This is a genomic window from Leifsonella bigeumensis (assembly GCF_039537265.1).
Classification (GTDB): domain Bacteria; phylum Actinomycetota; class Actinomycetes; order Actinomycetales; family Microbacteriaceae; genus Terrimesophilobacter; species Terrimesophilobacter bigeumensis.
Genome location: NZ_BAABAE010000003.1, coordinates 289,440 through 312,170, shown reverse-complemented (window position 1 = coordinate 312,170; position 22,731 = coordinate 289,440). Strand labels below are relative to the sequence as shown.

Annotated in this window: 20 protein-coding genes; 11 read left to right on the top strand and 9 right to left on the bottom strand. The window is 66.7% G+C overall.

Annotated features, from left to right (window positions below; all coding sequences use genetic code 11):
• Positions 1–2 precede the first annotated feature (2 nt).
• On the bottom strand, positions 3–893 hold the full coding sequence (locus ABD678_RS06555) for an ABC transporter substrate-binding protein (protein ID WP_344754938.1): 891 nt from the start codon (positions 891–893) through the stop codon (positions 3–5).
• A gap of 279 nt (positions 894–1,172) precedes the next feature.
• Here ABD678_RS06555 and ABD678_RS06550 point away from each other — a divergent pair, with 279 nt between their 5' ends.
• A complete protein-coding gene (locus ABD678_RS06550; RefSeq protein ID WP_344754936.1) occupies positions 1,173–2,573 on the top strand; it encodes an FAD-dependent oxidoreductase in 1,401 nt (466 codons plus the stop codon).
• Between the two features lie 428 nt (positions 2,574–3,001).
• Here the strand turns inward: ABD678_RS06550 and ABD678_RS06545 are convergent, their stop codons facing one another.
• A complete protein-coding gene (locus tag ABD678_RS06545) occupies positions 3,002–4,150 on the bottom strand; it encodes a hypothetical protein (protein WP_344754934.1) in 1,149 nt (382 codons plus the stop codon).
• A gap of 512 nt (positions 4,151–4,662) precedes the next feature.
• On the opposite strand from ABD678_RS06545, the gene ABD678_RS06540 reads away from it, so the two are divergent.
• Positions 4,663–5,031 (top strand): PH domain-containing protein, encoded by a 369-nt coding sequence (locus tag ABD678_RS06540; protein WP_344757106.1) that lies wholly within the window; start codon positions 4,663–4,665, stop codon positions 5,029–5,031.
• Positions 5,032–5,115: 84 nt separating this feature from the next.
• Here the strand turns inward: ABD678_RS06540 and ABD678_RS06535 are convergent, their stop codons facing one another.
• Both ABD678_RS06535 and ABD678_RS06530 read right to left on the bottom strand, forming a co-directional pair.
• On the bottom strand, positions 5,116–6,117 hold the full coding sequence (locus tag ABD678_RS06535; protein ID WP_344754932.1) for a ribonucleotide-diphosphate reductase subunit beta: 1,002 nt from the start codon (positions 6,115–6,117) through the stop codon (positions 5,116–5,118).
• Between the two features lie 142 nt (positions 6,118–6,259).
• Complete coding sequence (locus tag ABD678_RS06530) at positions 6,260–8,725, bottom strand: ribonucleoside-diphosphate reductase subunit alpha (RefSeq protein ID WP_344754930.1); 2,466 nt, start codon at positions 8,723–8,725, stop codon at positions 6,260–6,262.
• Between the two features lie 349 nt (positions 8,726–9,074).
• Here ABD678_RS06530 and ABD678_RS06525 point away from each other — a divergent pair, with 349 nt between their 5' ends.
• Together ABD678_RS06525 and ABD678_RS06520 are read left to right on the top strand one after the other, a co-directional pair.
• Positions 9,075–10,286, top strand: a complete 1,212-nt coding sequence (locus ABD678_RS06525; protein ID WP_344754928.1) for an MFS transporter — start codon at positions 9,075–9,077, stop codon at positions 10,284–10,286.
• Between the two features lie 248 nt (positions 10,287–10,534).
• Positions 10,535–11,503: a type IV toxin-antitoxin system AbiEi family antitoxin domain-containing protein gene (locus ABD678_RS06520; RefSeq protein ID WP_344754926.1), complete on the top strand. Its 969-nt coding sequence runs from the start codon at positions 10,535–10,537 to the stop codon at positions 11,501–11,503.
• 213 nt (positions 11,504–11,716) lie between these two features.
• Here the strand turns inward: ABD678_RS06520 and ABD678_RS06515 are convergent, their stop codons facing one another.
• The 4 genes from ABD678_RS06515 to ABD678_RS06500 all read right to left on the bottom strand — a co-directional run bounded on the left by ABD678_RS06515 (position 11,717) and on the right by ABD678_RS06500 (position 15,334).
• A complete protein-coding gene (locus ABD678_RS06515; protein ID WP_344754925.1) occupies positions 11,717–13,141 on the bottom strand; it encodes an MFS transporter in 1,425 nt (474 codons plus the stop codon).
• Between the two features lie 106 nt (positions 13,142–13,247).
• Positions 13,248–14,234: an aldo/keto reductase gene (locus ABD678_RS06510; RefSeq protein WP_344754924.1), complete on the bottom strand. Its 987-nt coding sequence runs from the start codon at positions 14,232–14,234 to the stop codon at positions 13,248–13,250.
• A gap of 16 nt (positions 14,235–14,250) precedes the next feature.
• The gene (locus tag ABD678_RS06505; protein WP_344754922.1) at positions 14,251–15,036 is read right to left on the bottom strand and encodes an alpha/beta fold hydrolase; all 786 of its coding nucleotides are present in this window, start codon (positions 15,034–15,036) and stop codon (positions 14,251–14,253) included.
• A 100-nt stretch (positions 15,037–15,136) separates the two neighbouring features.
• Entirely contained in the window at positions 15,137–15,334 is a 198-nt protein-coding gene (locus ABD678_RS06500) for a hypothetical protein (protein WP_344754920.1), read from the bottom strand.
• 171 nt (positions 15,335–15,505) lie between these two features.
• On the opposite strand from ABD678_RS06500, the gene ABD678_RS06495 reads away from it, so the two are divergent.
• The gene (locus ABD678_RS06495; protein WP_344754918.1) at positions 15,506–16,387 is read left to right on the top strand and encodes a DUF4349 domain-containing protein; all 882 of its coding nucleotides are present in this window, start codon (positions 15,506–15,508) and stop codon (positions 16,385–16,387) included.
• An 86-nt stretch (positions 16,388–16,473) separates the two neighbouring features.
• Here ABD678_RS06495 and ABD678_RS06490 read toward each other — a convergent pair whose 3' ends face one another.
• A complete protein-coding gene (locus tag ABD678_RS06490; protein WP_344754916.1) occupies positions 16,474–16,848 on the bottom strand; it encodes a hypothetical protein in 375 nt (124 codons plus the stop codon).
• Between the two features lie 66 nt (positions 16,849–16,914).
• Between ABD678_RS06490 and ABD678_RS06485 the strand changes: the two genes are divergently transcribed.
• From ABD678_RS06485 to ABD678_RS06460, 6 genes are read left to right on the top strand one after another with little or no spacing between them, the layout of a single operon-like run.
• Positions 16,915–17,520 (top strand): hypothetical protein, encoded by a 606-nt coding sequence (locus ABD678_RS06485; protein ID WP_344754914.1) that lies wholly within the window; start codon positions 16,915–16,917, stop codon positions 17,518–17,520.
• Entirely contained in the window at positions 17,517–17,723 is a 207-nt protein-coding gene (locus ABD678_RS06480) for a DUF6186 family protein (RefSeq protein WP_344754912.1), read from the top strand. Before ABD678_RS06485 ends, ABD678_RS06480 begins: the two co-directional genes overlap by 4 nt.
• A gap of 36 nt (positions 17,724–17,759) precedes the next feature.
• A complete protein-coding gene (locus ABD678_RS06475) occupies positions 17,760–18,794 on the top strand; it encodes an LLM class flavin-dependent oxidoreductase (RefSeq protein WP_344754910.1) in 1,035 nt (344 codons plus the stop codon).
• A gap of 49 nt (positions 18,795–18,843) precedes the next feature.
• The gene (locus tag ABD678_RS06470) at positions 18,844–19,686 is read left to right on the top strand and encodes an ABC transporter ATP-binding protein (RefSeq protein ID WP_344754907.1); all 843 of its coding nucleotides are present in this window, start codon (positions 18,844–18,846) and stop codon (positions 19,684–19,686) included.
• Positions 19,683–20,660, top strand: coding sequence for an iron-siderophore ABC transporter substrate-binding protein (locus ABD678_RS06465; protein ID WP_344754905.1), 978 nt, complete (start codon positions 19,683–19,685; stop codon positions 20,658–20,660). Before ABD678_RS06470 ends, ABD678_RS06465 begins: the two co-directional genes overlap by 4 nt.
• On the top strand, positions 20,657–22,729 hold the full coding sequence (locus ABD678_RS06460) for an iron ABC transporter permease (protein ID WP_425561975.1): 2,073 nt from the start codon (positions 20,657–20,659) through the stop codon (positions 22,727–22,729). Before ABD678_RS06465 ends, ABD678_RS06460 begins: the two co-directional genes overlap by 4 nt.
• Positions 22,730–22,731 lie beyond the last annotated feature (2 nt).

Below are 22,731 nucleotides of genomic sequence, written 5' to 3'. Positions count from 1 at the left end.
AACTAGCCGGCGGTGGCCGCGTTGATCGTGATCTTGTCGATGGCCCCGCTGAAGACGCCCCACTTGTCGAGGATCGTCTTGTAGCTTCCGTCATCGATCATCGACTGCAGCGCGGCCTGGATCGCCTGGGCGAGTGCCGAACCCTTGTCGACCGCGATGCCGTACGGCGCGACGTCGAACGCGTCTCCAGCCAACTCGATCTTGTCGCTGAGCTGCGACACCGCGTACTGCGTGATGGGCGAGTCCGCGGTCATGGCGTCGGCGCGGCCGAGGGCGAGCGCGTTGCTGGCCTCGTCCTGCTTGTCGAACTTGAGGATCGTGATGGCTGCCTTTCCGGCATCCGTGCACGCCTTCGACTTGGCGGGCAGCTCGTCGGTCTCCTCATAGGTGGTCGCCTGCACTGCGACGGTCAGGCCGCAGGCGTTCGCCTGGTCGACCGTCTTGCCGATCTGCTGCGCCCACTGGATGCCGGCCTGGTAGTAGTTGACGAAGTCGACGCTCTTCTCCCGCTCCTCGTTGTCGGTGAACGAGGAGAGTCCGATGTCGTAGGTGCCACCGGTGATGCTCGGGATGATCTTGTCGAAGCTCGAGATCTGGTAGTCGGGCGTAAGGCCGAGCTTGGCCGCCATGGCGTTGCCCAGGTCGACGTCCCAGCCGATCGGGTTGCCGGCGTCATCCTTGTACTCGTTCGGCGCATACGTCGGGTCGATGCCGATGACGAGCTTGCCGGAGGCCTTGATGTCGTCGGGGAGCAGCGCGACCGCCGCTTCGTCGACTCCGACCGCTGGGGTGTCGCCTCCGGTACCGGGGGTGTCGGTGCTGTTGTCCACACAACCGGTGAGCAAAAGTGCTGCAGCGGCGACGATCGCCGGCAGCGCGTACTTCGTGCGCATTTCTGACCTTCTCTTCTCCTGGTGAATGGTGCCTCGGCGTACCGAGGCGAAGAGTTCGTCGAACGCGCACCTCGTCGACACGCCGGTATCCGCAGCCTACTCCTGCACTCGGTGCAGGAATCGCCGCGACCGACACGGTTCGGTGTCGAAACCGACCGGATGCGGCGGATGCTTGCGCGCTTATTCGCCATACCGTCCCCCGGGCGCGCGGAACAGAGCAGCGAAGGCCCATCCGGTGACGAAAATTCCCTCGTAGGCTTGACCGATCGGAGGTGCGTCATGGCAGACATCGAGGTCGAAGTGCTGGTCATCGGCTGGGGCAAGGGCGGCAAGACCCTCGCCGGTGCGCTCGGTCGACAGGGGCGCACGATTGCTCTGGTCGAACAGTCCGAGTCGATGTACGGCGGCGGTTGCATCAACATCGCCTGCGTGCCGACCAAGGACCTCGTGCACAGCGCCGCCGAGCGCCGCCCGGGTGACGACCCGCAGACCTGGTTCACGGATGCCGTGGCCGGGCGCGATGACCTCACGGCCAGGCTGCGCGCCCGCAACCACGCCATGCTCGCCGACGTCGACGCCGTCACCCTCATCGACGGCCGCGCACGGTTTGTCGGTCCGCACGAGGTGGAGGTGACTGCGGGGTCCGACCTGCTGCACATCCGGGCCGGCTCGATCGTGATCAACACGGGAACCGTGCCCGCAACGCCGGCGATCGCCGGGGCATCCGAGAGCGCCCGCGTGTACGACTCGACGACCATCCAGCACGTCGAGCCGCTGCCGGAGCGGCTGCTGATCGTCGGCGGCGGCTATGTCGGGCTCGAGTTCGCGGGCATGTTCGCCCACTTCGGTTCACAGGTGACCGTCGTCGACCACGGTGAACGCCTGATGCGGCACGAGGACCGCGATGTGGCGGATACCGTGCAGGCGCTCCTGGAGGAGTCCGGAGTCGAGTTCGTGCTCGACGCCGATGTCGAGCGGATCGAGGACGAGCCGGATGCGGCGACCGTCGTCGTCGCGACCGCCGACGACATCCGGAGGCTCACCGTGGATGCCGTGCTCGTCGCGACGGGCCGTAAGCCGACCACCGACGGGCTCGACCTGGAGGCGGCGGGCATCGCGGTCGATGATCGCGGTTTCGTCGTGGTGGACGATCGGTTGCAGACCTCGGTGCCGGGGGTCTTCGCGGTCGGCGACATCAACGGCGGACCGCAGTTCACCTACATCTCGCTCGACGACCACCGGATCGTCCTGGACCAGCTCGCCGGCAACGGTCAACGCTCGAGGGCTGACCGCGTCGCGGTTCCCAGCACCGTCTTCCTCACCCCGCCGCTGGCCAGGGTCGGGATGAACGAGACACAGGCGCGCGAGAGCGGTCGGGATGTCCTGGTCGCCTCGAAGCGCATCGCTGACATCGCCGCGATGCCGCGGCCGAAGATCGTCGGTGACACGCACGGGCTGATCAAGGTGCTGGTCGACCCGCACACCGACCTGATCCTCGGGGCGACCGTGTTCTCGATCGATGCGCAGGAGGTCATCAACCTGCTGGCCCTGGCCATGCGCGCGGGCGTGACCGCGACCAACCTGCGCGACGGGATCTGGACGCATCCCTCAAGCACGGAGGCGCTGAATGAGGTGCTGGCGGGACTACGGCCGACAGCTGTTGCACCTTCGGCTCCTTAGCAGGAAATGTCAAGGCCGCATGTAGCACTCCTTGAAGTTCCCGTCGGGGTCCACTCAACTGCACGGTCGCCACATGCTCCGACAAGCTGAGGATTCGAGCCGACACCCCGACCACCGACCGGCGACAACCGGAACGAACGTAGTGAAACACTAAGCTCAATAGGGAGCGCCACCATCGACGGCTTCGCCCCTATCCGGACAGGGCGGCATCTCAACCGGGCTCGAGAATTGAGGAGAACTACTTCTCCTTACGAATCCCTTTGAAGCTCCCGCCGCTCTTCTTCGCCTCAAGGAATCGGCCACTCGTGGAATCGCGTTTGACCCACGTCCCTGACGACGTACGCACCTGAGATCGACCTGACACCGCGCCTTGGCGTGATCCGCGGCCAGTATTCTTTGCCATAGTGCCTCCTTGGTGGGATGTTACTTCATTCGGCCGCAATGAGACCGCTGACGTACAGGATGGCCGCAATGAGGATTAAGGCTGCCAGCGTTACTGCGAGCACAATCGAACTCAATTGACGGAGACGAGAGCCGAGAGTGGAAGGTTCTCGCGCGAGCAGAACAGAAGCCGCCAGTGCTGACGGTCCAACAATTAAGGCAAGATCCTTTAGGTCTCCAGGGCGTTCGTGGAGAAGGGCAAGTACGAGCATAAACAGGATTGCGGCCGCGAGGTACGGTACTACTTGAAGTCGACGAAGGAACGCAAGGCGAAAAGTTAGCCGGATGCGATAGTCCCGTTCCGCGTCATGCGCGTAGATGGCACGGCCCTGCTGGTCTTCTCGAGCTTGAAATGCCCCGTATGCAAAATCACTGGTTCCCGGTTGCCGGGCGCTGAACTTGCCGATCCGGACGTTCGCATCCGTCACTTTGAATGTGACGTGGTTGGTTTGGGCGTCAGCAATTACCAAATCCTGGGTCCCAAGATTGCGAAAAGGCGACAAAGACAAGTCTCGTCGCTCGGAAAACTTGACCATGAAAGGTTCATCGAGCGGGACTAGCATTGCGACGATCAGGTCAAAGTTATTGCCGTAGTCCGCGAGCGAGTTGAGTAAGTCATTGGCCGCATTCGGTGAAGCCGAGGATGCCTTCTCATCGCAAACCCGGAGCAGTTCTCGGTACTGTTCTAGCGCGCGACTCGCGTCTTCAAAAGAATTCACCTGCCCATTTGCAAACAACTCAGGAAGCACCATGGCGGGATTCTCGGGAGCCGAATAGTTTCTGAACTCATCTAGTCGGGGACGGAGTACGTCTCGGCAATCTTCAGCGATAGCACGCCAGTGCTGAACAACATCATCGGGAGGGCGATCCCCGAATCCCTCCTTGAGATAGTCTTCGAGGTCAGCGACTTTCCCATCAGCGAACCATTCACCCGTGAATCCAAGTAGTGCAGCCAATAAGACTCGAAGTTCCGGAGACACCGTTTGTCCAAAGCTGGCTGCGAGTCCTTCTAAATAGAGCCCTTGCCGTGCGGCGATTTCTAGTCGCGGTAGGAGCCAAGCATCACCGAGCGGCCCGTGCACATCAAACTCCAGTAGCGGGCCTCGCGGGAGCGGCGCGACGTTCAGTGCAAGCAAAGCATGTGTGTCATTCGAGGAGACATGGGGAGAAAGAACTTCCCGCAGTGGGGCGACCTGTAGCGATCGCCGTCGCAAACACGAAGTAGCCGAATCAACGATGATCTCTTCGACCGCCCTAATGCGCCATTCGAGTGGACGCGCGAGTAAGGCGACGGTGACCGCGGATACATCGATGAGATTCGCTGTGTGTCCCAAGAATCTAGAACCGGTCCAGTCTTAATCGAGTCCGAATTGGATTTCCATACTGGATTCACGCTATCGCCCTCCGCCGACTTTTGGTCCGATGAAAAGGGGGCGGACCAGATTCCAAGCCAGATGGAGCCATTGGTGCCCACGAGCGACATCTCAACTAAGTCACGCCGAGGAGGAGTGCCACGTTTGCGTCGCAACCAAGCAGACCAATGATGCTGATATGTCGATTCAGTCCATGACCGGCGCATCTCCCCGCAACTAGGGCGATGAGCTCGAAGGAATTGACGAATTCGACTCAAGTACGCCAAGATCAGGGCGTGGAACCAACACCGATTCTGACTTGGACCCTTCAGATAGAGATCCCGGTCCCTAACGACGTCGAAGGGCTTCTCACCGAGGGCGAACAAGCCGTCGCTTCATTCAAGACGTTCCGAGATTCGGCGACGTTCACGAACAAGCGTCTTATCGTCCGCGACGCGCAGGGGCTGACCGGCAAGAAAGTGGAAATCTACTCTCTGCCATACGGTGCAATCAACATGTGGTCATCCGAGAACGCAGGAAAGCTTGATTGGAATTCAGAGATAGAGCTTTGGACGCGAGCGGGACACATCAAGATCAAGCTCGCCAAGGGTGCCGACGTTCGACGCATTGACAGCCTCATTGCCTGGGCCGTACTCAACCACTGACGTGGCCAGCTGAGCTGAGCTGCTGAGCGCATCCGCCGGCTTCCTTCGAGACGATCGCCGACGGCGATCTCCTCACAACGGTGACTACTCGCTCTTCTTACCCGTCACGGCCTTCGCGTTCGCCTCGTAGGAGGTGTTCGTCGACTCGAAGAAGTTGACGAGCTCGTACGTGTCGTTCGCCGTCGCCATCCACTTGGCCGGGTTCGAGACCTTGTACTCGGGGTCGAATCCGAGCTCCTCCAGCCGCCGGTCGGCGAGGTACTTGACGTACTGGTTGATGTAGGTGGCGTTCAGGCCGAGGATGCCGCTCGGGAGCAGGTCCTGGTTGTAGGCCTCCTCCATCTCCACGGCATCCAGGATCATCTGCTTGATCTCGGCCGCGAACTCCGGCGTCTGCAGCTCGGGGTTCTCCTCGAGCACCGTGAGGATGAGGTTGATCCCGAACTTGAGGTGCAGGCTCTCGTCGCGGATGACCCAGTCCATGAGCGAACCGAAGTTGCGCAGGAGGTTCCGCTGCCGGAAACTCAGCGCGACCATGAAACCCGAGTAGAACCAGATCCCCTCGAGGATGATGTTGTAGGCGACCAGGTTGCGCACGAAGTCCTGCTTGCCCTTCGTGGTCGTGATGTCGAGGGTCTCCTCGGTCATGCGCTTGATGAACTTGACCTGGAACTCCTCCTTGCGCGCCATCGACGGCACCTCGACGTGGGAGCCGTAGGCGGCCTCGCGGTCGATCGGGAAGGTCTCGAGCACGTACTCGAAGCTCATGCAGTGGTTGGCCTCCTCCCACATCTGCTTGGCGAGGTAGAGGTGGCACTCCGCCGCGTTGATGTAGGGGTAGACGCCGAACGCGAGCGCCTTGTTGACGAGCAGCTCGTTCGGGTTGAAGTAGCTCATGAGGAACGTGATCGCGTGACGTTCCTCATCCGTCATCTTCTTGAAGTCGGCGATGTCCTGGTCGAGCTGGATCTCGTTCGGGAACCAGGTGTTCGCGACCGCCTGGTCGTAGAGGTCCATCGCCCACTGGTACTTGACCGGCTTGAGCAGCAGCCCTTCCTGCACGCCCGTACCGAGAATCCCTGACATTGCGCTTTCCTTCTTTCGTTACTGGAGGCCCCTTCGAGACGGCCTGCGGCCTCCTCAGGGAGCGGTGACTGCTACTGGCAGCTGTCGCACTGCAGCTCGTCCATGGGGTCGGCGGGGACGTAGAACTCGTCCTCGTCCATAGTCACTCACCGTCCTTCGGCGCGAGCCCGGCGAAGCCGAATCCCTTGCGGGCGGGGGCGGATGCCGCTGCCGGCTCGGCGGGGGCGCCCGCCGCCGCGAATCCGCGCTTCTCGCCGGCGCCCGTCGAGATGTCCTCGGCCTTGTTGACCTTGACGGTGGACTGCTCCGCCTGGTGACGCGGCTTCATGTGCAGGTAGTACGTCGTCTTGACGCCGCGTTCCCATGCGCCGTAGTAGATGTCCATCATCTCGCCGAGGTCGCGCGTCTCGAGGTACATGTTGCGGCTGATGGCCTGGTCGATCCACTTCTGCGCGCGGGCGGCGACCTCGAGGAACGCGTACGGCGAGAGCTGGAAGCTCGTCTTGTACACCTCCTTGAGGTGCGCGGGGATCGCGTCGATCGACTGGATGTCGCCCTGGCTGCGCAGGATCGCCTCGCGAACGCTCCCCCAGAGCCCCAGATCCTGCAGGTCGCGCACGAGGTTGCGGTTGACCTCGAGGAACTTGCCCGACGAGGTCGACCGGCTGAAGATCTGCGTGAACTGCGGGTCGAGGCCCGGCGTCGTGCCGGCGACGAGACCGATGGATGCCGTGGGCGCGATCGCCATGAGCGTCGCGTTGCGCATCCCGCCCTTGACCTTCTCGCGCATGGCGTCCCAGTCGAGACGGGTCGTGCGGTTGACCGTGATCGGGACCCCGCGGTCCTCCTCGGTCTTCGCGATGCTGTCGAGCGGCACCATGCCCTTCGACCAGCCGGAGCCGTCGAAGTTCGGGTAGGAACCGCGCTCCTTCGCGAGCTCGGCCGACTCGTCGATCGCCGCGTAGGAGACGTGCTCCATGATCTCGTCGATGAGGTCGTAGGCCTCTTCGCTCTCGTAGCTGTAGCCCAGCTTCTCCACGACATCCGTGAACCCCATGACGCCGAGACCCACCGCACGGTTCTGGTGGTTGGAGAAATCGGCCTCCGGAACGCTCGACTTGGTGATGTCGATGAGATTGTCGAGCTGGCGCACCGCGATGCGGGCGGACTCCTCGATCTTCGCGAAGTCCATTCCGCCGCTCGCGAGGAGGTGCTGCGAGAGGTTGATCGAGGCGAGGTTGCAGACCGAGACGTTGTCGACATCCTGCGGGAGGCAGATCTCGGTGCACAGGTTCGAGAGGTGGATCGTGCCGGTGTTGTTGTTGAGTGCGCGGTTGTTGATCGTGTCCTTCCAGGTGAGCCACGGGTGGCTCGACGCGGAGAGGGAGATGAGGATCGCCTTGAACTGCTCGCGCGCGGTCGTCTTCTTGAACATCCGCAGCTCGCCGGCCTCGGCCATGGCCGCGTACTCGGCGTAGCGCTCGGAGAACGCCTTGCCGTACAGCTCGTTGAGGTCGGCGACCTCGAGCGGGTCGAACAGGTACCAGTCCTCGTCGTTCTGCACGCGCTTCATGAACTCGTCGCTGATCCACACCGCGGTGTTGGCCGTGCGGGTACGACGGTACGGGTCGCCGGAGTTCTGCCTCAGGTCGAGGAACTCGGGGAAGTCGAGGTGCCAGTTCTCCATGTAGAAGCACAGCGCGCCGAACTTCTTGCCGCCGCGGCTGACCGCCCGCAGCACGGAGTCGATCGTGTGCATGAACGGGATCGGACCGGTCGAGGTCGTGTTGTTGCTCCGGATGGGCGAGCCCTGGGCGCGCAGCTTGGTCACGGAGAGCCCGATCCCGCCGGTGCCCTTGGTGAGCCACATGACGTCGCGCGTGGTCTTCGCGATGTGCTCGATGTCGTCCTGCATCTCCATGACGAAGCAGTTGGCGAGCTGCGGGTAGCTGGTTCCGGCGTTCACGAGCGTTGAGCCCGCCGCGAGGTACTCGAGCTTCGACATCTTCTCGTAGAACCGGATGGCCTGAGCTGTCGGGTCGGCCTCGTTGAGCGAGAGGCCCATCGCGATGCGCATCCAGAAGTACTGCGGCACCTCGAGCGCGTCGCCGTTGCGCCCCTTGATCCCGTAGCGGTTGTTGAGCGTCACGACGCCGATGTACTTGAGCAGGTCGTCGTGGTCGGGCTCGAGGGTCTTCGCAAGCAGGTCGATGTCGAACAGCTCGAGGAGGCGCGTGTCCAGCAGCCCCTCCTCGACGCCGCGGCGGATGTTGGGCTCGAAGTGCTCGACGTGCAGGCGGCGGAGCTCTTCGTCGCTCTCGTAGTCGCCGAGCACGCGCTTGTAGATGGTCTTGAGGAGGAGCCGGGCGGCCACGGTGTCGAACTCGGGGTCGTCCTTGACGTTCTGGAGCGCGACCTGGATGACGGCCTCGTCGAGCTGCTGGGTCGTGATGCCGTCGAAGAGCGTCAGCTCGAGCTCGCTCGCGATCTGGGTGACCCAGGTGATGTTCTCGTCGAGGCCGGCGCTGGCCTTCTCGATCGCGAGGTTGATCTTGTTGGCGTCGTACGGCTCGCGCTGCCCGTTGCGCTTGACGACTGTGATGGCCATATGAAGTACTCCCGAATCCTTGAAAAAACCCGCTCCGACCGGCGGTTCTCCCATCCCCAACAAGCTCTGGACGAGCCCGCGAACTGCACTGCGACGGGGTCCGATCCGACCGAATCCTGGGTTTCGGCCCGCCGCGCTCCATTGCAGTCTCATCACTATATAGCGGGTATTCAGCATTCGCTAAACCCAATATGTAGTGGGCGTGTCATCCACAATTGTGCATAACTCGGACGAGTTCTGCACAGCCTGTTAGCCGATTCTCGCGCCCGCCACCGACATCCGGGTGCGCGCTGCACGGCCGCGCCGCAGCACCGTTCGACGCCACGCCCGCCGATAGACTTGGACCCTTGTGGACAGCTACTGGACCCTCCTTCAGACGCGCGGAGTCGCGCGCATCATGTCCGCGCAACTGCTCGCCAGGTTCCCCTTCGGCATGCTCTCCCTCGCCTTCCTGCTGCACATCGAGCGCATCCATCACTCCTACGGGGCGGCCGGCCTCGTGCTTGCCGCCACGAGCGTCGGGCAGGCGATCGCCGGACCACTCACGAGTCGCTGGATGGGCGTGTGGGGCATGCGGAAGGTGCTCACCCTCACGCTCGTGGTGTGCGCGAGCGCGCTCGGAGTCATCGCTTTCGCGCCGACACTGCCCGTGCCGGTGTACATGGTCGTCGGCTTCATCGGCGGACTCAGCAGCCCGCCGGTACAGCCCGCGGTGCGCACCATCTACCCGAAGATGGTCAACTCCCGTCAACTCACCCCGCTCTTCTCCCTCGACGCCTCCGCCCAGGAGGTCATCTGGGTCGTCGGCCCGGTCATCACCACGTTCGTCGCGACACAGATCAGCACGGTGCTCGCGATCGTGCTCGCCATGATCTTCCTCGTGGTCGGAGGGATCTGGTTCATCTCCTCCCCCGAGGTCGGTCGCGTGCGCATCCCGCGCAGTCGGCGCAAGATCGGGGCCGTGCTCGCCCGGCCCGCCGTGCTGCTCGCGACGGTCACCGGATTCCTGCTCGTCGGTGCATGCGCGGCCGTCGAGGCCGGCGTCGTTGCGACCTTCGGGCACGACAGCCCGAACTCCGGGATCGTGCTCGCGATCTTCTCCGTTGGGTCGCTCATCGGCGGACTCGCCTTCGGCCACATCCCGATCGGCCCCTGGGCGCTCGCGCGGCGGATGTTCATCGTCTTCCTCGGGATGGCGGTCGCCGCCGCTTCGCTCGAGTTCTGGTGGCTCGCCCTCTCGCTCGCGATAGCCGGCGTGGGGATCGCCCCCGCGCTCGCGGTCATGTTCGCGATCGTCTCGGCGAGCGTCAAGTTCAGCGAGACCGCCGAGGCCTACGGATGGGTCGGCACCGGCCAGCTCATCGGCGCCGCCCTGGGGTCCGCCGCCGCCGGGTTCATGATCGACGCCTTCGACGCCCCAGGAGCCTTCTGGGTCGCGATCGCCTTCGCCTTCGTCGGCTTCCTCATCCCGGTGGTGCTGCGGCGAGCTCACCCCGACCTGCGCGGTCGCGACGCGAGCCCCATCCCCGACACCGAGCCGATCCAGGCCGTGCGGCCGTAGCATCCGCGCCTCTCGCCACGCCGCCGTCGCCGAGTGCGCGTGACGAATCATGAGGCCGTTCGCATCTCATGAGGGCGAACGTTCGCCCTCATCCGGCACAAAGCGCCTCGTAAGCCGGATGTCGTCCGCTCGGCTGCGTCCACCCCCGCCGCCCGGCTCCACTCCTCCACCGGACCAGGCAGTGCGACGAGTCCCCCGAATGACGGACGCCGCGGCACCCGTCCCTGAAGTTTCACCATGATGGTCGGATGACGCAGACAGCAGCCTTCCGCCTGACGCAGGCGGAGTGGCGGGAGCACTTCACCGTCATCCGCGAACTAGTGGTGCGTGCCGAGCGCAGCGCCTTCTACCGGATGGTCGCCCGGGGCGAGTTCGTCGCTGTGGCGCGCGGCGTCTACGTGGGGACGGAGCTCTGGCGCGCGATGGATCGACACGCCCGCTACCGCACGCGCGTCAAGGCGGCCGCGGTCGGCCATCCGGATGCCAGATTCTCCCACCACTCCGCTGCAGCGCTGTGGCGACTGCCCTGGGTCGGCGACTGGCCGCAACGCGTGCATGTCCTGGTGGCGCCCTCGAAAGGCGGGCGGTCGACGCCCGGGGTGCTGCGCCATACAACGGGAGACTCCGCTGAACCCGAGTACATCGACGGGCTCTCGGTCACGTCGCTCGCGCGGACCGTGGTCGATGTGGCCTGCGTCGCGACCTTCGGGCAGTCGGTCGCGGTGGCGGATGCCGCACTCCGAAGGACCGCACATCCGCTGCCCGGGATCCCGTCGACGTTGCTCACGCGGGAGGACATCCTGGGCGAGCTCGACCGGATCTCCCCTGCTCACGGAGCCACCAAGGCCCGAGCGGCGATCGAGTTCTCCAACGGGCTCGCCGATCGCCCCGGCGAATCGATGAGCCGGGTGAGCATGTTACGCGCCGGCGTTCCAGCCCCCGAACTCCAGGTCGAACTCGCCGGTGCGAGTGGGCGGATCTGGACCGTCGACTTCTGGTGGCCGCAGTTCGATCTCATCGGCGAGTTCGACGGCCAATGGAAGTACACCGATCCCGCGTTCATGGCCGGGCGGACCTCGCAACAGGTGATGCTCGACGAGAAGGCCCGCGAGGACGACCTCCGCGCCGCGGGACACGGCTTCGCCCGCTGGGGCTGGAAGGTCGCGATCTCGCCCGCTCGGCTGAGAGAGACGCTTCAGAGGGCAGGGCTTGGCTGAGCGCAGCGGAGCGGACGTCATCCGCCGCCTGCGCGCCGGCATCCGGCGCTCCTGGCGCCCTGCATCCGACTCATGAGGGGGTTTGTACCGAGTGAGGGCGAACGTTCGCCGTCATGAGGGACGAATGGCCTCATGGGGTCAACTGATGGGTATCGCTGGGCCGATCGATGGGACATCCTGGACCGAATGCCCTCATGAGCCCGGCTGTGGAAGCTACTCCTGGATGGCGGGGTCGGTGGGGCCTGCGGTCTCCGCAGCGCGCGCGGCGGAGTCGTCCGCGCCGGCGAGGGCCGCATCGTCGCCGTTGTCGACATCCTCGGGGTTGGGGAGCGTCTTCAGGAACCGGAACCAGAGGATGCCGGCGAGCGCTGAGAGCCCGCCCCCGATGATGAAGGGCAGGACGAGGTCGATGCGGCCGATGAGCCCTCCGATGATCGACCCGACCGGCATGCTGCCCCAGAGCAGCGTGCGCCAGGTGCCGTGAACGCGCCCGAGCAGCCGCCCGGGGATGATGCTCTGCCGCAGGGACATGATCAGGATGTTCCACACCGTGATCGATCCGCTCACGATCACGAAGGCGACCGCCGCGGCCCAGAGCGTCGGAACGGCCCCGATGAAGACGACCGCGAGCGAGGCCACGACGTTCGCGACGGCGACCGTGAGCCCTGTCCCCCAACGGGCCTTGAACCGCGCGGCGACGAGCGAGGCGCCGATCCCTCCGATCGCGCCCGAGAGCATGAAGACCCCGAAGAGAGCCTCGGGCAGCCCGAGCCGGTCCACGAGGTAGAGCACGAAGCTCGCGGTCGCGATCGAGATGCACATCCCGCTGAACGTGCTGAGGAACCACAGCGTTTTGAGCTGCTTGTTCGCCATGATGAAGTGCAGGCCGTCGACGAACTGCTTGTACCAGGCGACCGAATCGCCGTTCTTCTCGGCGTGGGCCTTCGCGAACTGGCGACCGGAGGCGACCTTCGGCAACAGGATCGCGAGGATGACCGCGATCGCGTACACCGCGGCGTTCGCCCCGAGCGGGATGAGCACCGACACCGCGAACAGCAGCGAGGTGACCGGGCCCGACACGAAGTTCTGGATGACCTGCTCGCCGGCCTCGATGAGCGAGTTCGCGCGCGGCAGCTGGGCCTTCTCAAGGATGCTCGGCGCCACCGCACGGACCGCGCCGTCGTAGACGGTCTCGAAGATCCCGTACACGAAGATGATCAGGTACAGCCACCAGATGGTGAGATTCCCGGATGCCGTGATGACGAAGAGCGCGACGGCCAGCAGGGTGCGCACCGTGTTGGCCATGGCCATGGCGGCCCGCCGGTCGATCCGGTCGATGAGGATGCCGGCCGGGATCGCGAAGAACAGCCAGGGCAGCATCGCCAGGGCGGCGATGCCGGAGATGAGCAGCGGGTCCTGGGTGACCTGCACCGCGAGGAGCGGGATGGCGGTCCTGGCGATCCCGTCTCCCAGGCTGCTCGCGATGTTCGCGGTGAAGAGGTTCGCGAAGGCGGGGCCGAGGGCTTTCTTCGCCGGGCTGCCTCCTGATGTCGCGGATGCGGCCGACCCGGTCGCCCCGGTCGACGTCGTCGACCCGGTCACCGATGTCGGTGCCGGCGCCTCCTGGTCACCATTCATCCGAGTTCCCTCCAGTGTCGAAGTCGCGATATATCTTGAGTCAGAAAGTCACGCTATATCGCGTTTGCGGAATCCGCAAGCCTTTTCTTCGTGGATGACCGAAACGTCACCAGCGCGGGTGGACCGCCTCCCGGAAAAACCGGTCGTAGAGCTCGCGCACCCGTGCCGAGAACTCGGGGCCGAGCTGGGCCACCGAACCGGCCTCCGCGTTCGCCCGCGCCTGCGCGACACTGCGCGCGCCGGGGATGACGGTGCTCACGCCATCGAGCTGCGCCACCCAGGCGATCGCAGCGGTCGCCGGCTCGAGCCCGTGCTCTCGGGCGAGCACGGCGAACTCGTTCGCGGCAGCCACGCCGTCCGCATAGTCGACGCCCGAGAAGGTCTCGCCCACGTCGAACGCCTCGCCATGCCGGTTGAAGTTGCGATGGTCGTTCTCGGCGAACGTCGTGCGCGCGGTGTATCGGCCCGAGAGCAGTCCGGATGCCAGCGGTACGCGGGCGATGATCCCCACTCCGGCCTCGCGCGCGGCGGGGAGCACGGCATCCAGCGGCTTCAGCCGGAACGCGTTGAGGATGATCTGCACCGACGCGACACCGGGTCGCGCGATCGCCGCGAGCGCCTCGGAGACCTTCTCCACACTCACGCCGTACCGGGCGATCGCGCCCTCCGCGACGAGCGTGTCGAGGTCGTCGAAGACCCGATCGATCGAGTACACCGCGGTCGGCGGGCAGTGCAGCTGCACGAGGTCGAGGGTGTCGGTGCGAAGGTTCCGGCGCGAGCGGTCGGTCCAGGACCGGAAGTTCGCGAGCGTGTAGTTCTCGGCCAGCTGGTCGACCCGGCGCCCCATCTTCGTCGCGACGCGGATGCCGTGGCCGGGACGGTCGGCGAGGTAACCGCCGATGATGATCTCGCTGCGGCCGTCGCCGTAGACGTCCGCCGTGTCGAAGAAGGTGACGCCGCTCGAGGCGGCCGCGTCGAGCACGGCGCGCGCATCCGCCTCGTCCACCTCGCCCCAGTCGGCGCCGAGCTGCCAGGTGCCGAGCCCGACCGCCGAGACGGCGAGCCCGGCCCTCTCCATGACGTTCGCCTTCATCGATTTCTCCTCCCCGTCATCCGATCGCCTTCACGACCACGCGCGCGAGCCTCGTGCGGATGATGTGATCGTTCGCCTCAACCTTGTGCACCGTGATGCCGCGCAGCTGCTCGACGATGCGCAGGCCGGCCGGGGTGAGGAACGGATCCAGCGTCCCGTAGACGACCTCGACCGGCACCCGCACCGCCGCCAGGTCGCTGATGGTCGTCTGCGACTCGATGAGGTTCTCGAGGGAGAGCACGAACGCGGTCCAGTTGCGTTCCGAGACCTCGAGCACGTTCCTGATCGGCGAGAGCTTCGCGAGCATCGCGGCGTTGCGGATCGTGAAAGCCTTGTTGGAGCGAAGGTACTCGTAGGCCTTGAGGTAGATCCCCATCGCGGCCCGGTCACGCCGGTCGCCGATCGCGCTCGGCGACACGTAGATCGGCGGACTCACGAGCACGAGCCTCGTCAGTCGCCGTCGGTTGGTCGCGGCATACCGGCTCGCGATGAGGCTGCCCATCGAGTGGCCGACGAGAACGAACGGCTCCCGGAGCTTCAGCGAGTCGATCGTGCGAGTGAGCGCGGAGACGTGCTCCTCGAGCGTGTAGGTCGCATCCGCCGGTGACGGCGACTCCCCGAAGCCGAGCAGGTCGATCGAGATGACCCGGTGCCGGTCGACGAGCATCGGGACCAGTTTCTCGAAGGTGACCGAGGATGACGCGATCCCGTGGATGAGGACGACGACCGGACCCTCGCCCTCATCGCCCGCGATGTGCAGAAGCGGCCCCTTCGCTCGGCGCCACCAGGAGAACATCGCCATGAGCCCAGTATCGCCCACCCGCAGCACCGCACGGAAAAGGCGGCACGGCACGAACAAGGGGACCGGATGATCCGGTCCCCTTCCGCGAGCGCACCGCGGGTCAATCCTCGCGCAGCTTCTCCTTGTATTCGTTCTTCGCGTGCGTCGCATCGCGTTCCGCCTCGGCGTGCGCGACATCCGCATCGGCCTTCATGGCGTCCAGCTGGTCGGCGATGCGCTCCTTCATCTCCTTCGCCTCTTCGGCGACCTTCTCGCCGGTGGCGTCGGCGGCATCCTTCGCCTTGTCGAACAAGCCCATGATGTCCTCCCCCTTTTCCTCCTTACCGTGACCCTACAACGGGGGGGTGCGGGTAACTTCGAATGCTCAGCGCCTTGTCAGGCGCCGCCCCCACTGGGCACAGGTTGGTGACGGCCGAATCGTGACTTTCGTTGGGTTTCGCCCGAATTCGCCCGTCGATATGGTTGCCGCATGAGGCGCTCACTGATCACCGCAACCCTGGCACTCTCCGCCGCACTCTCGGCCGTCGCGCTGACCGGATGCTCGATGTCCGGTGGCAGCTCGCAGGATTCGATGCCATCGGTGGGTGCGCCGGAGTCTGCCCCGCAGGGTGAGCTGGGCTACGAGTCGTCGGATGGCGGCGCGGTCAGCGACGATACGGCGGGCATTCCCGTCGGTCCGCGCATCATCACGACCGTGCAGGTGACGGTTACCGTCGACAAGCCCATCGATGCTGCGGATGAGGCGGCACGCATCGTCGACCGCGCCGGGGGGACGGTGGCGAACCGCAGCGAACGCGCAGCATCCGAGAACGAACCGGGCAGCGCTCAGCTCACCCTGCGCATCCCGTCCGCGAAACTCACCGCGACCCTCGAAGAACTCAAGGACCTCGGGGTCGCCCGCGACACGTCGATCGACTCGACGGATGTCACGGCCCAGTCCGAAGACCTGGATGCCAGGATCGCCGCCCTTCGCACCTCCGTCGACCGACTCCTGGACCTCATGGCCAAGGCGGACTCCACCGACGCGCTCATCAAGATCGAGTCGGCATTGTCCGAACGCCAGGCCGACCTGGAGAGCCTCGAATCGCAGAAGCGCAACCTCGACGACCAGGTGCAGCTGTCGACCGTGACCCTCTACCTCATCTCCGAGAGGGACACCCCGGCCGAGACGCCGGACACCTTCTGGACCGGCCTCGTCGCCGGATGGACCGCCTTCGTCGGTTTCCTGAATGCGGCGCTCGTCGTGCTCGGGGTGCTCGTGCCGTGGCTCATCGCGGCCGGCATCGTGACGGCGATCGTGCTGCTGTGGGTGCGGCTGGCGCGGCGTCGTAAGGCTGCTCAGTCGGAGTGAGGCGGCGAGTCGCGGATTCCGGTCGATAGTTCGAACGCTCTGGCGGTAAACGGAGCCGCCGCGTCCGAACTATCGACCGGAATCCGCTAAGTAGTCGTGTTCCAGTCGGGGCGGGCCGGGGCGCCGCGGCCGGCGGTGTCCCAGGGGCTGACAGCTTTGGCCGGGTCGTCCTCGCCGGCGAGCTCGCGCAGGCGGCCGATGGTGTCGCGGGCCTCGTCGACGACCGTCAGGAGCGCCGGGAGGAGCGCGAGCAGCCGGCCGACGCGCTCCTGGTCGCTCGATCCGTCGCCGTCGTAGATGATCCCCATCGCGTTCTCGCGCAGCACCGCTGCCCGGTCGAAGAGCTCCTCCGACGTGCCGGGGCGGGCCAGAGCGGCGGCATCCGACGCGCTGCGGGCGAGCAGTTCGATCTCCCGCCCGAGTCCCGCGAGTGTCTCCTCGGCATCCGGGTTCTGGGTCACCCCTCGATTATGCGCGTCCCCGCAGGCGCCCGCACGCGGACACGGCGGTCGGCGTAGCCTAGGCCCATGCGTCAGGACCCGGCGGACCGGGCGACGAGGCAACGGCTCGCGCTTCGCCGCCTCGCCCGGCCGTGGACGATCATCCTCGTGATCACCGGACTGTTCCAGTTGTTTCGCGGGGCGCCGGTCGACGGCGCATTCTTCCTCGCCGTCGCGGCGGTTCTCCTCGCTGACGAGTTCGGCCTCGTTGCGCTGCCGGCGGTCGGGCTCCCGTCCGGGCGGGCCGGGCGCAGCGCCCTCGCAGGCGTCGCCGCCGTGCTCGGAACCCTCATGGTGCTCGCTCCGCGCCATGGGCTCGTCGAGGGGCTCATCGTCTCCGGCATCGGGCTCACCGTGCTGCTGTTCGCCTGGCCCGACCCGAGATCGACGGATGCGGCGCCCACGCCGCTGCGTCGAGCCGGCATCCTGTGGGCGATCATCGCCGTCGCGATCTGCCTCATCGAGGTCACGTCGTTCCTGCTCGGGTTGCCGTCGGAGGCCGCGCAGTTCGCGCATCCGAGCATCTCGCTGCTGCTCGACCCCGCGCTCGACACGATCGAGGGGCGCGTCGTGTTCACCGCGCTGTGGCTCGTCGTCGGAATCGCTTTGCTGCGGAGGGGAACGCGGCGATGATCCGACTCGTGACGATCGGTGGCTATCTGGCCTGCCTCGCCGCGGCGGTCCTCGTCGAGATGCTCGCCCATCGCGACCCCGACCGAATCTCCCCGCTCGGCACGCTCATGGATCGGGTCATGGCGACGCGCTCTGCCCGCATCGGCATCCTGCTGTTCTGGTGGTGGGCGGGCTGGCACTTCCTCGTCGGGCAGACGGTGTGAGGGAATATGCTGCAGACCTCGCACGCTGAACACAGGGTGAAGCGCATCGGGTTCCTCTCCTTCGGCCACTGGCAGCCCATCCCCCGTTCGAGGTCGCGAACGGCGAAGGACGCCCTGCTCCAGACGATCGATCTCGCGGTCGCTGCGGAGGAGCTCGGCATCGATGGCGCGTATGTGCGCGTACACCACTTCGCCCCGCAGCTGGCCTCGCCCTTCCCGCTCCTCGCCGCGATCGGCGCACGCACCAAGCGGATCGAGATCGGCACGGCCGTCATCGACATGCGCTACGAGAATCCGCTGTACATGGCCGAGGATGCCGCCGCAGCCGACCTCATCAGCGGCGGCCGCCTGCAGCTCGGCATCAGCCGCGGATCGCCGGAGCCGGCCCTGCGCGGCTACGAGTCGTTCGGGCACGTTCCCGCGGAGGGAGAGACGGATGCCGATCTCGCCCGCTCCCATGCCGAGCTGTTCCGTGCCGCGATCGGCGGCGGCGCTGTCGCCCGCTCCGACCCGAAGATGACCGGCGTCGACGGCGGCCTCGCGATCGAGCCGCAGTCGCCAGGATTGTCCGACCGAATCTGGTGGGGTTCGGGCACCCGCGCCACCGCGGTATGGACCGCTGAGCAGGGCATGAACCTCATGAGCTCGACGCTGCTCACCGAGGACACCGGCGTGCCGTTCCACGAGCTGCAGGCCGAGCAGATCGCCGGGTATCGGGACGCGTGGAGGGCGGCCGGCCACGAGCGCGAGCCGCGTGTCTCGGTCAGCCGCAGCATCCTGCCGATCGTGACCGACCTCGACCGCGAGTACTTCGGCGGGATGGGCTCGCGCGAGCGCAGCGACCATGTCGGACACCTCGAGGGCGGCCTCGCCCGGTTCGGCAAGAGCTACGTGGGCGAGCCGGAGCGAATCGTCGAGGAACTCGCGAAGGACACCGCCGTGCAGGAAGCCGACACCGTGCTCGTCACGGTCCCCAACCAGTTGGGTGTCGCCTACAACACCCACCTGCTGCGGACCATCGCCGAGCACATCGCGCCCGCGCTCGGCTGGAAGCCGAGTCGCGGGACGTAACGCGGGGCTCCCGGTATGCTCGGCGGCGAGATTAGGTTAGCCTTACCTCATGCCTATTCCGGAGAGCCGTTCACCGCAGGGGCTGACCGCTGCCGGCGTGACGCTCTCCTACGGATCAGCCACCGTCGTTCATGGGGCCGGCCTCCGGCTGACACCGCGCAAAGTCACGGCACTCGTCGGACCGAACGGTAGCGGCAAGTCCACGCTGCTGCGCGCCATCGCCGGCCTGCACCGACCGCTCGCGGGCACCATCATGCTCGACGACGGAACCGACGCACTCATGCTGCGGCGCTCCGACTTCGCCCGCCAACTGACCCTGCTCTCCCAGAGCAGAACGGCGCCGAGCGGGATCAGCGTGCGGGACGTGGTCGAATTCGGGCGTCACCCCCACCGCGGACGATGGAGGTCCAACGACGTGCATGGCGCGGCATCCGTTGCCCGCGCGATGACCGTCACCGGCGTCGACGATCTCGCCGATCGCAGTGTCGAGCAACTGTCCGGCGGACAGCTCCAGCGCGTCTGGCTCGCGAGCTGCCTCGCCCAGGACACCGGCATCCTGCTGCTGGATGAACCGACCACCTTCCTCGACCTGCGCTATCAGGTGGAGACGCTCGACCTCATCCGCGATCTCGCCGATCATCACAACGTCACGATCGGCGTCGTGCTGCACGATCTCGACCAGGCCGCGGCCGTCGCCGACGACGTCGTACTCCTTTCCGAGGGCAGGGTCGTCGCCAGCGGACCCGCCGATGACGTGTTCACCCCCGACCGGCTGACCGCCGTCTACGGCATCCGCATCGATGTCGACACCGACCCCTTCACCGGCGGACTGCGCACCCGCGCGATCGGCCACCATCACTCACGATCCGAAAGGCTGATCACCGCACCATGAGATTCCGCTTGCTCCCCCTGGCCGCCACGACCATCGCCGCTGCACTCGCCCTCTCCGGCTGCGGCGTGACCGAGGAACCCGATGATGGCGCCCAGGCATCCGCCGACACCATCACGATCACGGATGCGCGCGGCGTCGACGTCGAACTCGACGGTCCGGCGAGCCGGGTGGTCGGGACGGAGTGGAACGTACTCGAGCACCTGGTCTCCCTCGGCGTGATGCCGGTCGGCGCGGCCGATGTCGACGGGTACACCGCCTGGGTCTCCGCAGAGCCGCTCTCGGACGACGTCACCGACATCGGGGTGCGCGGCGAACCCAGTGTCGAGACCATCGCCTCGCTGAAGCCGGACCTCGTCGTCGCGACGACCGACCTGCCGGAGGCCGCGATCGCGCAGCTGGAGGAATTCGTGCCCGTACTCGTGGTCCGCTCCGCCGACGCGAGCCGCCCGATCGAGCAGATGTACGACAACGTCAACCTGATCGCCAAGGCCACCGGAACCGAGACCGAAGCGAAGGCGTTGCTCGCGGAGTACGAGAAGGCCGTTGCGGATGGCGCTGCCGCTCTCAGCGCCGCAGGCCTCACCGGCGAGCCGGTCGCGTTCGCCGACGGCTGGGTGGCCTCCAACCAGGTGTCGATCCGCCCCTTCGTCTCGGGTTCGCTGATCGCGGCGGTGAACGAGTCCCTCGGTCTGACCACGCCGTGGACCCTCGAGGGCGACCCGGACTACGGACTGGCCAGCACCGATGTCGAGGGGCTCACGGCGCTCGGCGACGTGACCTTCGTCTACATCACCAATGGCACTGCCGAGACCGACCCGTTCGCCGCGGGTCTCGCCGGCAACGCGATCTGGGAGTCGTTGCCGTTCGTGACGGGCGGGAACGTGCACCGGCTCGTTGACGGGATCTGGATGTTCGGCGGGCCGTCGTCGATGGAGCAGTACATCGACGCGCTGGTCGCAGCGCTCACGGACTGACCTTGACCCGCCCGATCGCCCGCGTGGGCTGGGGGCTGCCCGCGCTCATCGGCGGCGTCGGCGCGGTGATCCTGCTGCTCGCCGTCGTGCACCTCACGCAGGGCACGGCGGCGGTCGGTGCCGGCGAGCTGCTCGACCTGGTGACCGGCAGGGGAACCGATGACGCCGCCGCGGTGGTCATCGCGTCACGACTGCCGCGGCTGGTCGCCGGCCTTCTGGTCGGGTTGGCGCTCGGCGCGGCCGGGGCGGCGATGCAATCGGTCTCCCGCAACATCCTCGCCTCGCCGGACACCCTGGCGGTCAATGCCGGCGCGTTCCTCGCGATCGTCGCCGTTGCCGCGTTCGGGGTGACCCTTCCGGTGCTGCCCGCCGGGCTGGTCGCGTTCGGCGGCGGACTGCTGGCCGCGGCGCTCGTACTGTCGTTGTCCTCGGGCGGCAGCGGCTCGCTGCGGCTGATCCTCGCCGGGTCCGCCATCGCGCTGGGGCTGGCGTCGATCACCGCGGTGCTGCTCCTGCTGTTCAGCCAGGAGACGATCGGCCTGTTCGCGTGGGGCAGCGGGTCGCTCGGCCAGATCGGCATCCAGGCGGCCGCCCAGATGGCCCCCGTGATCCTGATCGGTATCGCGGGCCTGCTCGTGCTGTCCCGTCGTCTGGACATCCTCTCCCTCGGCGACGACAGCGCCCGCGTCGTCGGCGTCGACCCGCGCAGCACGCGGATCATCGCCGTGACCCTCGCCGTGCTGCTGTCGGCCGCGACCGTGACGATCGCCGGGCCGATCGGGTTCGTCGGGTTGTGCGCGCCGGCGATCGTGCGACTGCTGGCCCCACGCATCCGGGGGCTGTATCGGCACCGCGTGCTCGTACCGGTCTCCGGTCTGGTGGGAATCGTGGTGGTGCTCGGCGCCGACGTGGCGCTGCGCGGGCTACTCGGCGCGCAGGCGGGTGTCGAGGTGCCGACGGGCGTCGTGACCTCCCTGCTCGGGGCGGCGTTCCTGATCGCGCTCGCGTACCGGGTCGGCGACTCCGGTATCACGTCGACGCGGATCGCCCTGGCCCGCCTGCGAACCCGCCGTCGCTTTCTCCTCACCATCGGGATCATCGCCGCCGCGACCATCGGCGCGGTCATCGCGGCGACGCTGCTCGGCGATGCACGGCTGCTGCTCGGGGATGTGGCGAACTGGATCACCGGGCGCGCGGGCGACACCACGACGTTCATCCTCAATACCCGGATGCCGCGGGTGCTCGTCGCCCTGCTCGCCGGCGCCGCACTCGCGCTCGCCGGGGCGATCGTGCAGGCGGTGTCGCGGAATGCGCTCGCCGAGCCGGGCATCCTGGGCGTCGTCGGCGGCGCAGGACTCGGTGCGATCGCCGTCATCACGGCGGTTCCACTGGCCGGCGCGTGGCTCGTCACCGGGGCGGCACTCGCCGGGGCGGCCCTGAGCGCCACGCTCGTGTTCGGGCTCGCGGCGCGGGGCGGCCTCTCGCAGAACCGTCTGGTACTCATCGGCATCGGGGTCGCCGCGGGAACGCTCGCGGTCATCACACTGCTGATCGTGCTCACCGACCCCTACAACGAGACGAAGGCGCTCACCTGGCTCTCCGGCTCCACCTACGGCCGGTCGTTCGAATCCGCGCTGCCGGTGCTGGCCGCCGTGGCGATCGCGCTGCCGATCCTCGGCTGGCGGCGGCGCAACCTGGACCTTCTCGCGCTCGACGACGACACCCCGCGCCTGCTCGGGGTCCCCCTCGGCCGGTCGCGACTGGCCATGCTGTCGATCGCCGTGGCGCTGACCGCCGCCGCCGTGTCATCCGTCGGCGTCATCGCCTTCGTCGGGCTGGTCGCCCCGCACGCGGCGCGCGTTCTGGTGGGCGGCAGGCATTCCCGCGTGATCCCTGCGGCGGCGCTGCTCGGCGCCATCCTGGTCAGCGTGGCCGACACCATCGGACGCACTGTGATCGCCCCGGGACAGCTCCCGGCCGGTCTGGTGACGGCGATCGTCGGTGCACCGTACTTCGCCTGGCTGCTATGGCGTTCCCGGTTCCTGTCCAGTCTTGGCGAACGGAGCTAGCC

Coding starts and splice junctions, on each gene's coding strand:
- ABD678_RS06555 (WP_344754938.1), bottom strand. CDS start 893: ATGCGCACGAAGTACGCGCTGCCGGCGATCGTCGCCGCTGCAGCACTT.
- ABD678_RS06550 (WP_344754936.1), top strand. CDS start 1,173: ATGGCAGACATCGAGGTCGAAGTGCTGGTCATCGGCTGGGGCAAGGGC.
- ABD678_RS06535 (WP_344754932.1), bottom strand. CDS start 6,117: ATGTCAGGGATTCTCGGTACGGGCGTGCAGGAAGGGCTGCTGCTCAAG.
- ABD678_RS06530 (WP_344754930.1), bottom strand. CDS start 8,725: ATGGCCATCACAGTCGTCAAGCGCAACGGGCAGCGCGAGCCGTACGAC.
- ABD678_RS06520 (WP_344754926.1), top strand. CDS start 10,535: ATGACGCAGACAGCAGCCTTCCGCCTGACGCAGGCGGAGTGGCGGGAG.
- ABD678_RS06515 (WP_344754925.1), bottom strand. CDS start 13,141: ATGAATGGTGACCAGGAGGCGCCGGCACCGACATCGGTGACCGGGTCG.
- ABD678_RS06510 (WP_344754924.1), bottom strand. CDS start 14,234: ATGAAGGCGAACGTCATGGAGAGGGCCGGGCTCGCCGTCTCGGCGGTC.
- ABD678_RS06505 (WP_344754922.1), bottom strand. CDS start 15,036: ATGGCGATGTTCTCCTGGTGGCGCCGAGCGAAGGGGCCGCTTCTGCAC.
- ABD678_RS06500 (WP_344754920.1), bottom strand. CDS start 15,334: ATGGGCTTGTTCGACAAGGCGAAGGATGCCGCCGACGCCACCGGCGAG.
- ABD678_RS06495 (WP_344754918.1), top strand. CDS start 15,506: ATGAGGCGCTCACTGATCACCGCAACCCTGGCACTCTCCGCCGCACTC.
- ABD678_RS06485 (WP_344754914.1), top strand. CDS start 16,915: ATGCGTCAGGACCCGGCGGACCGGGCGACGAGGCAACGGCTCGCGCTT.
- ABD678_RS06480 (WP_344754912.1), top strand. CDS start 17,517: ATGATCCGACTCGTGACGATCGGTGGCTATCTGGCCTGCCTCGCCGCG.
- ABD678_RS06470 (WP_344754907.1), top strand. CDS start 18,844: ATGCCTATTCCGGAGAGCCGTTCACCGCAGGGGCTGACCGCTGCCGGC.
- ABD678_RS06465 (WP_344754905.1), top strand. CDS start 19,683: ATGAGATTCCGCTTGCTCCCCCTGGCCGCCACGACCATCGCCGCTGCA.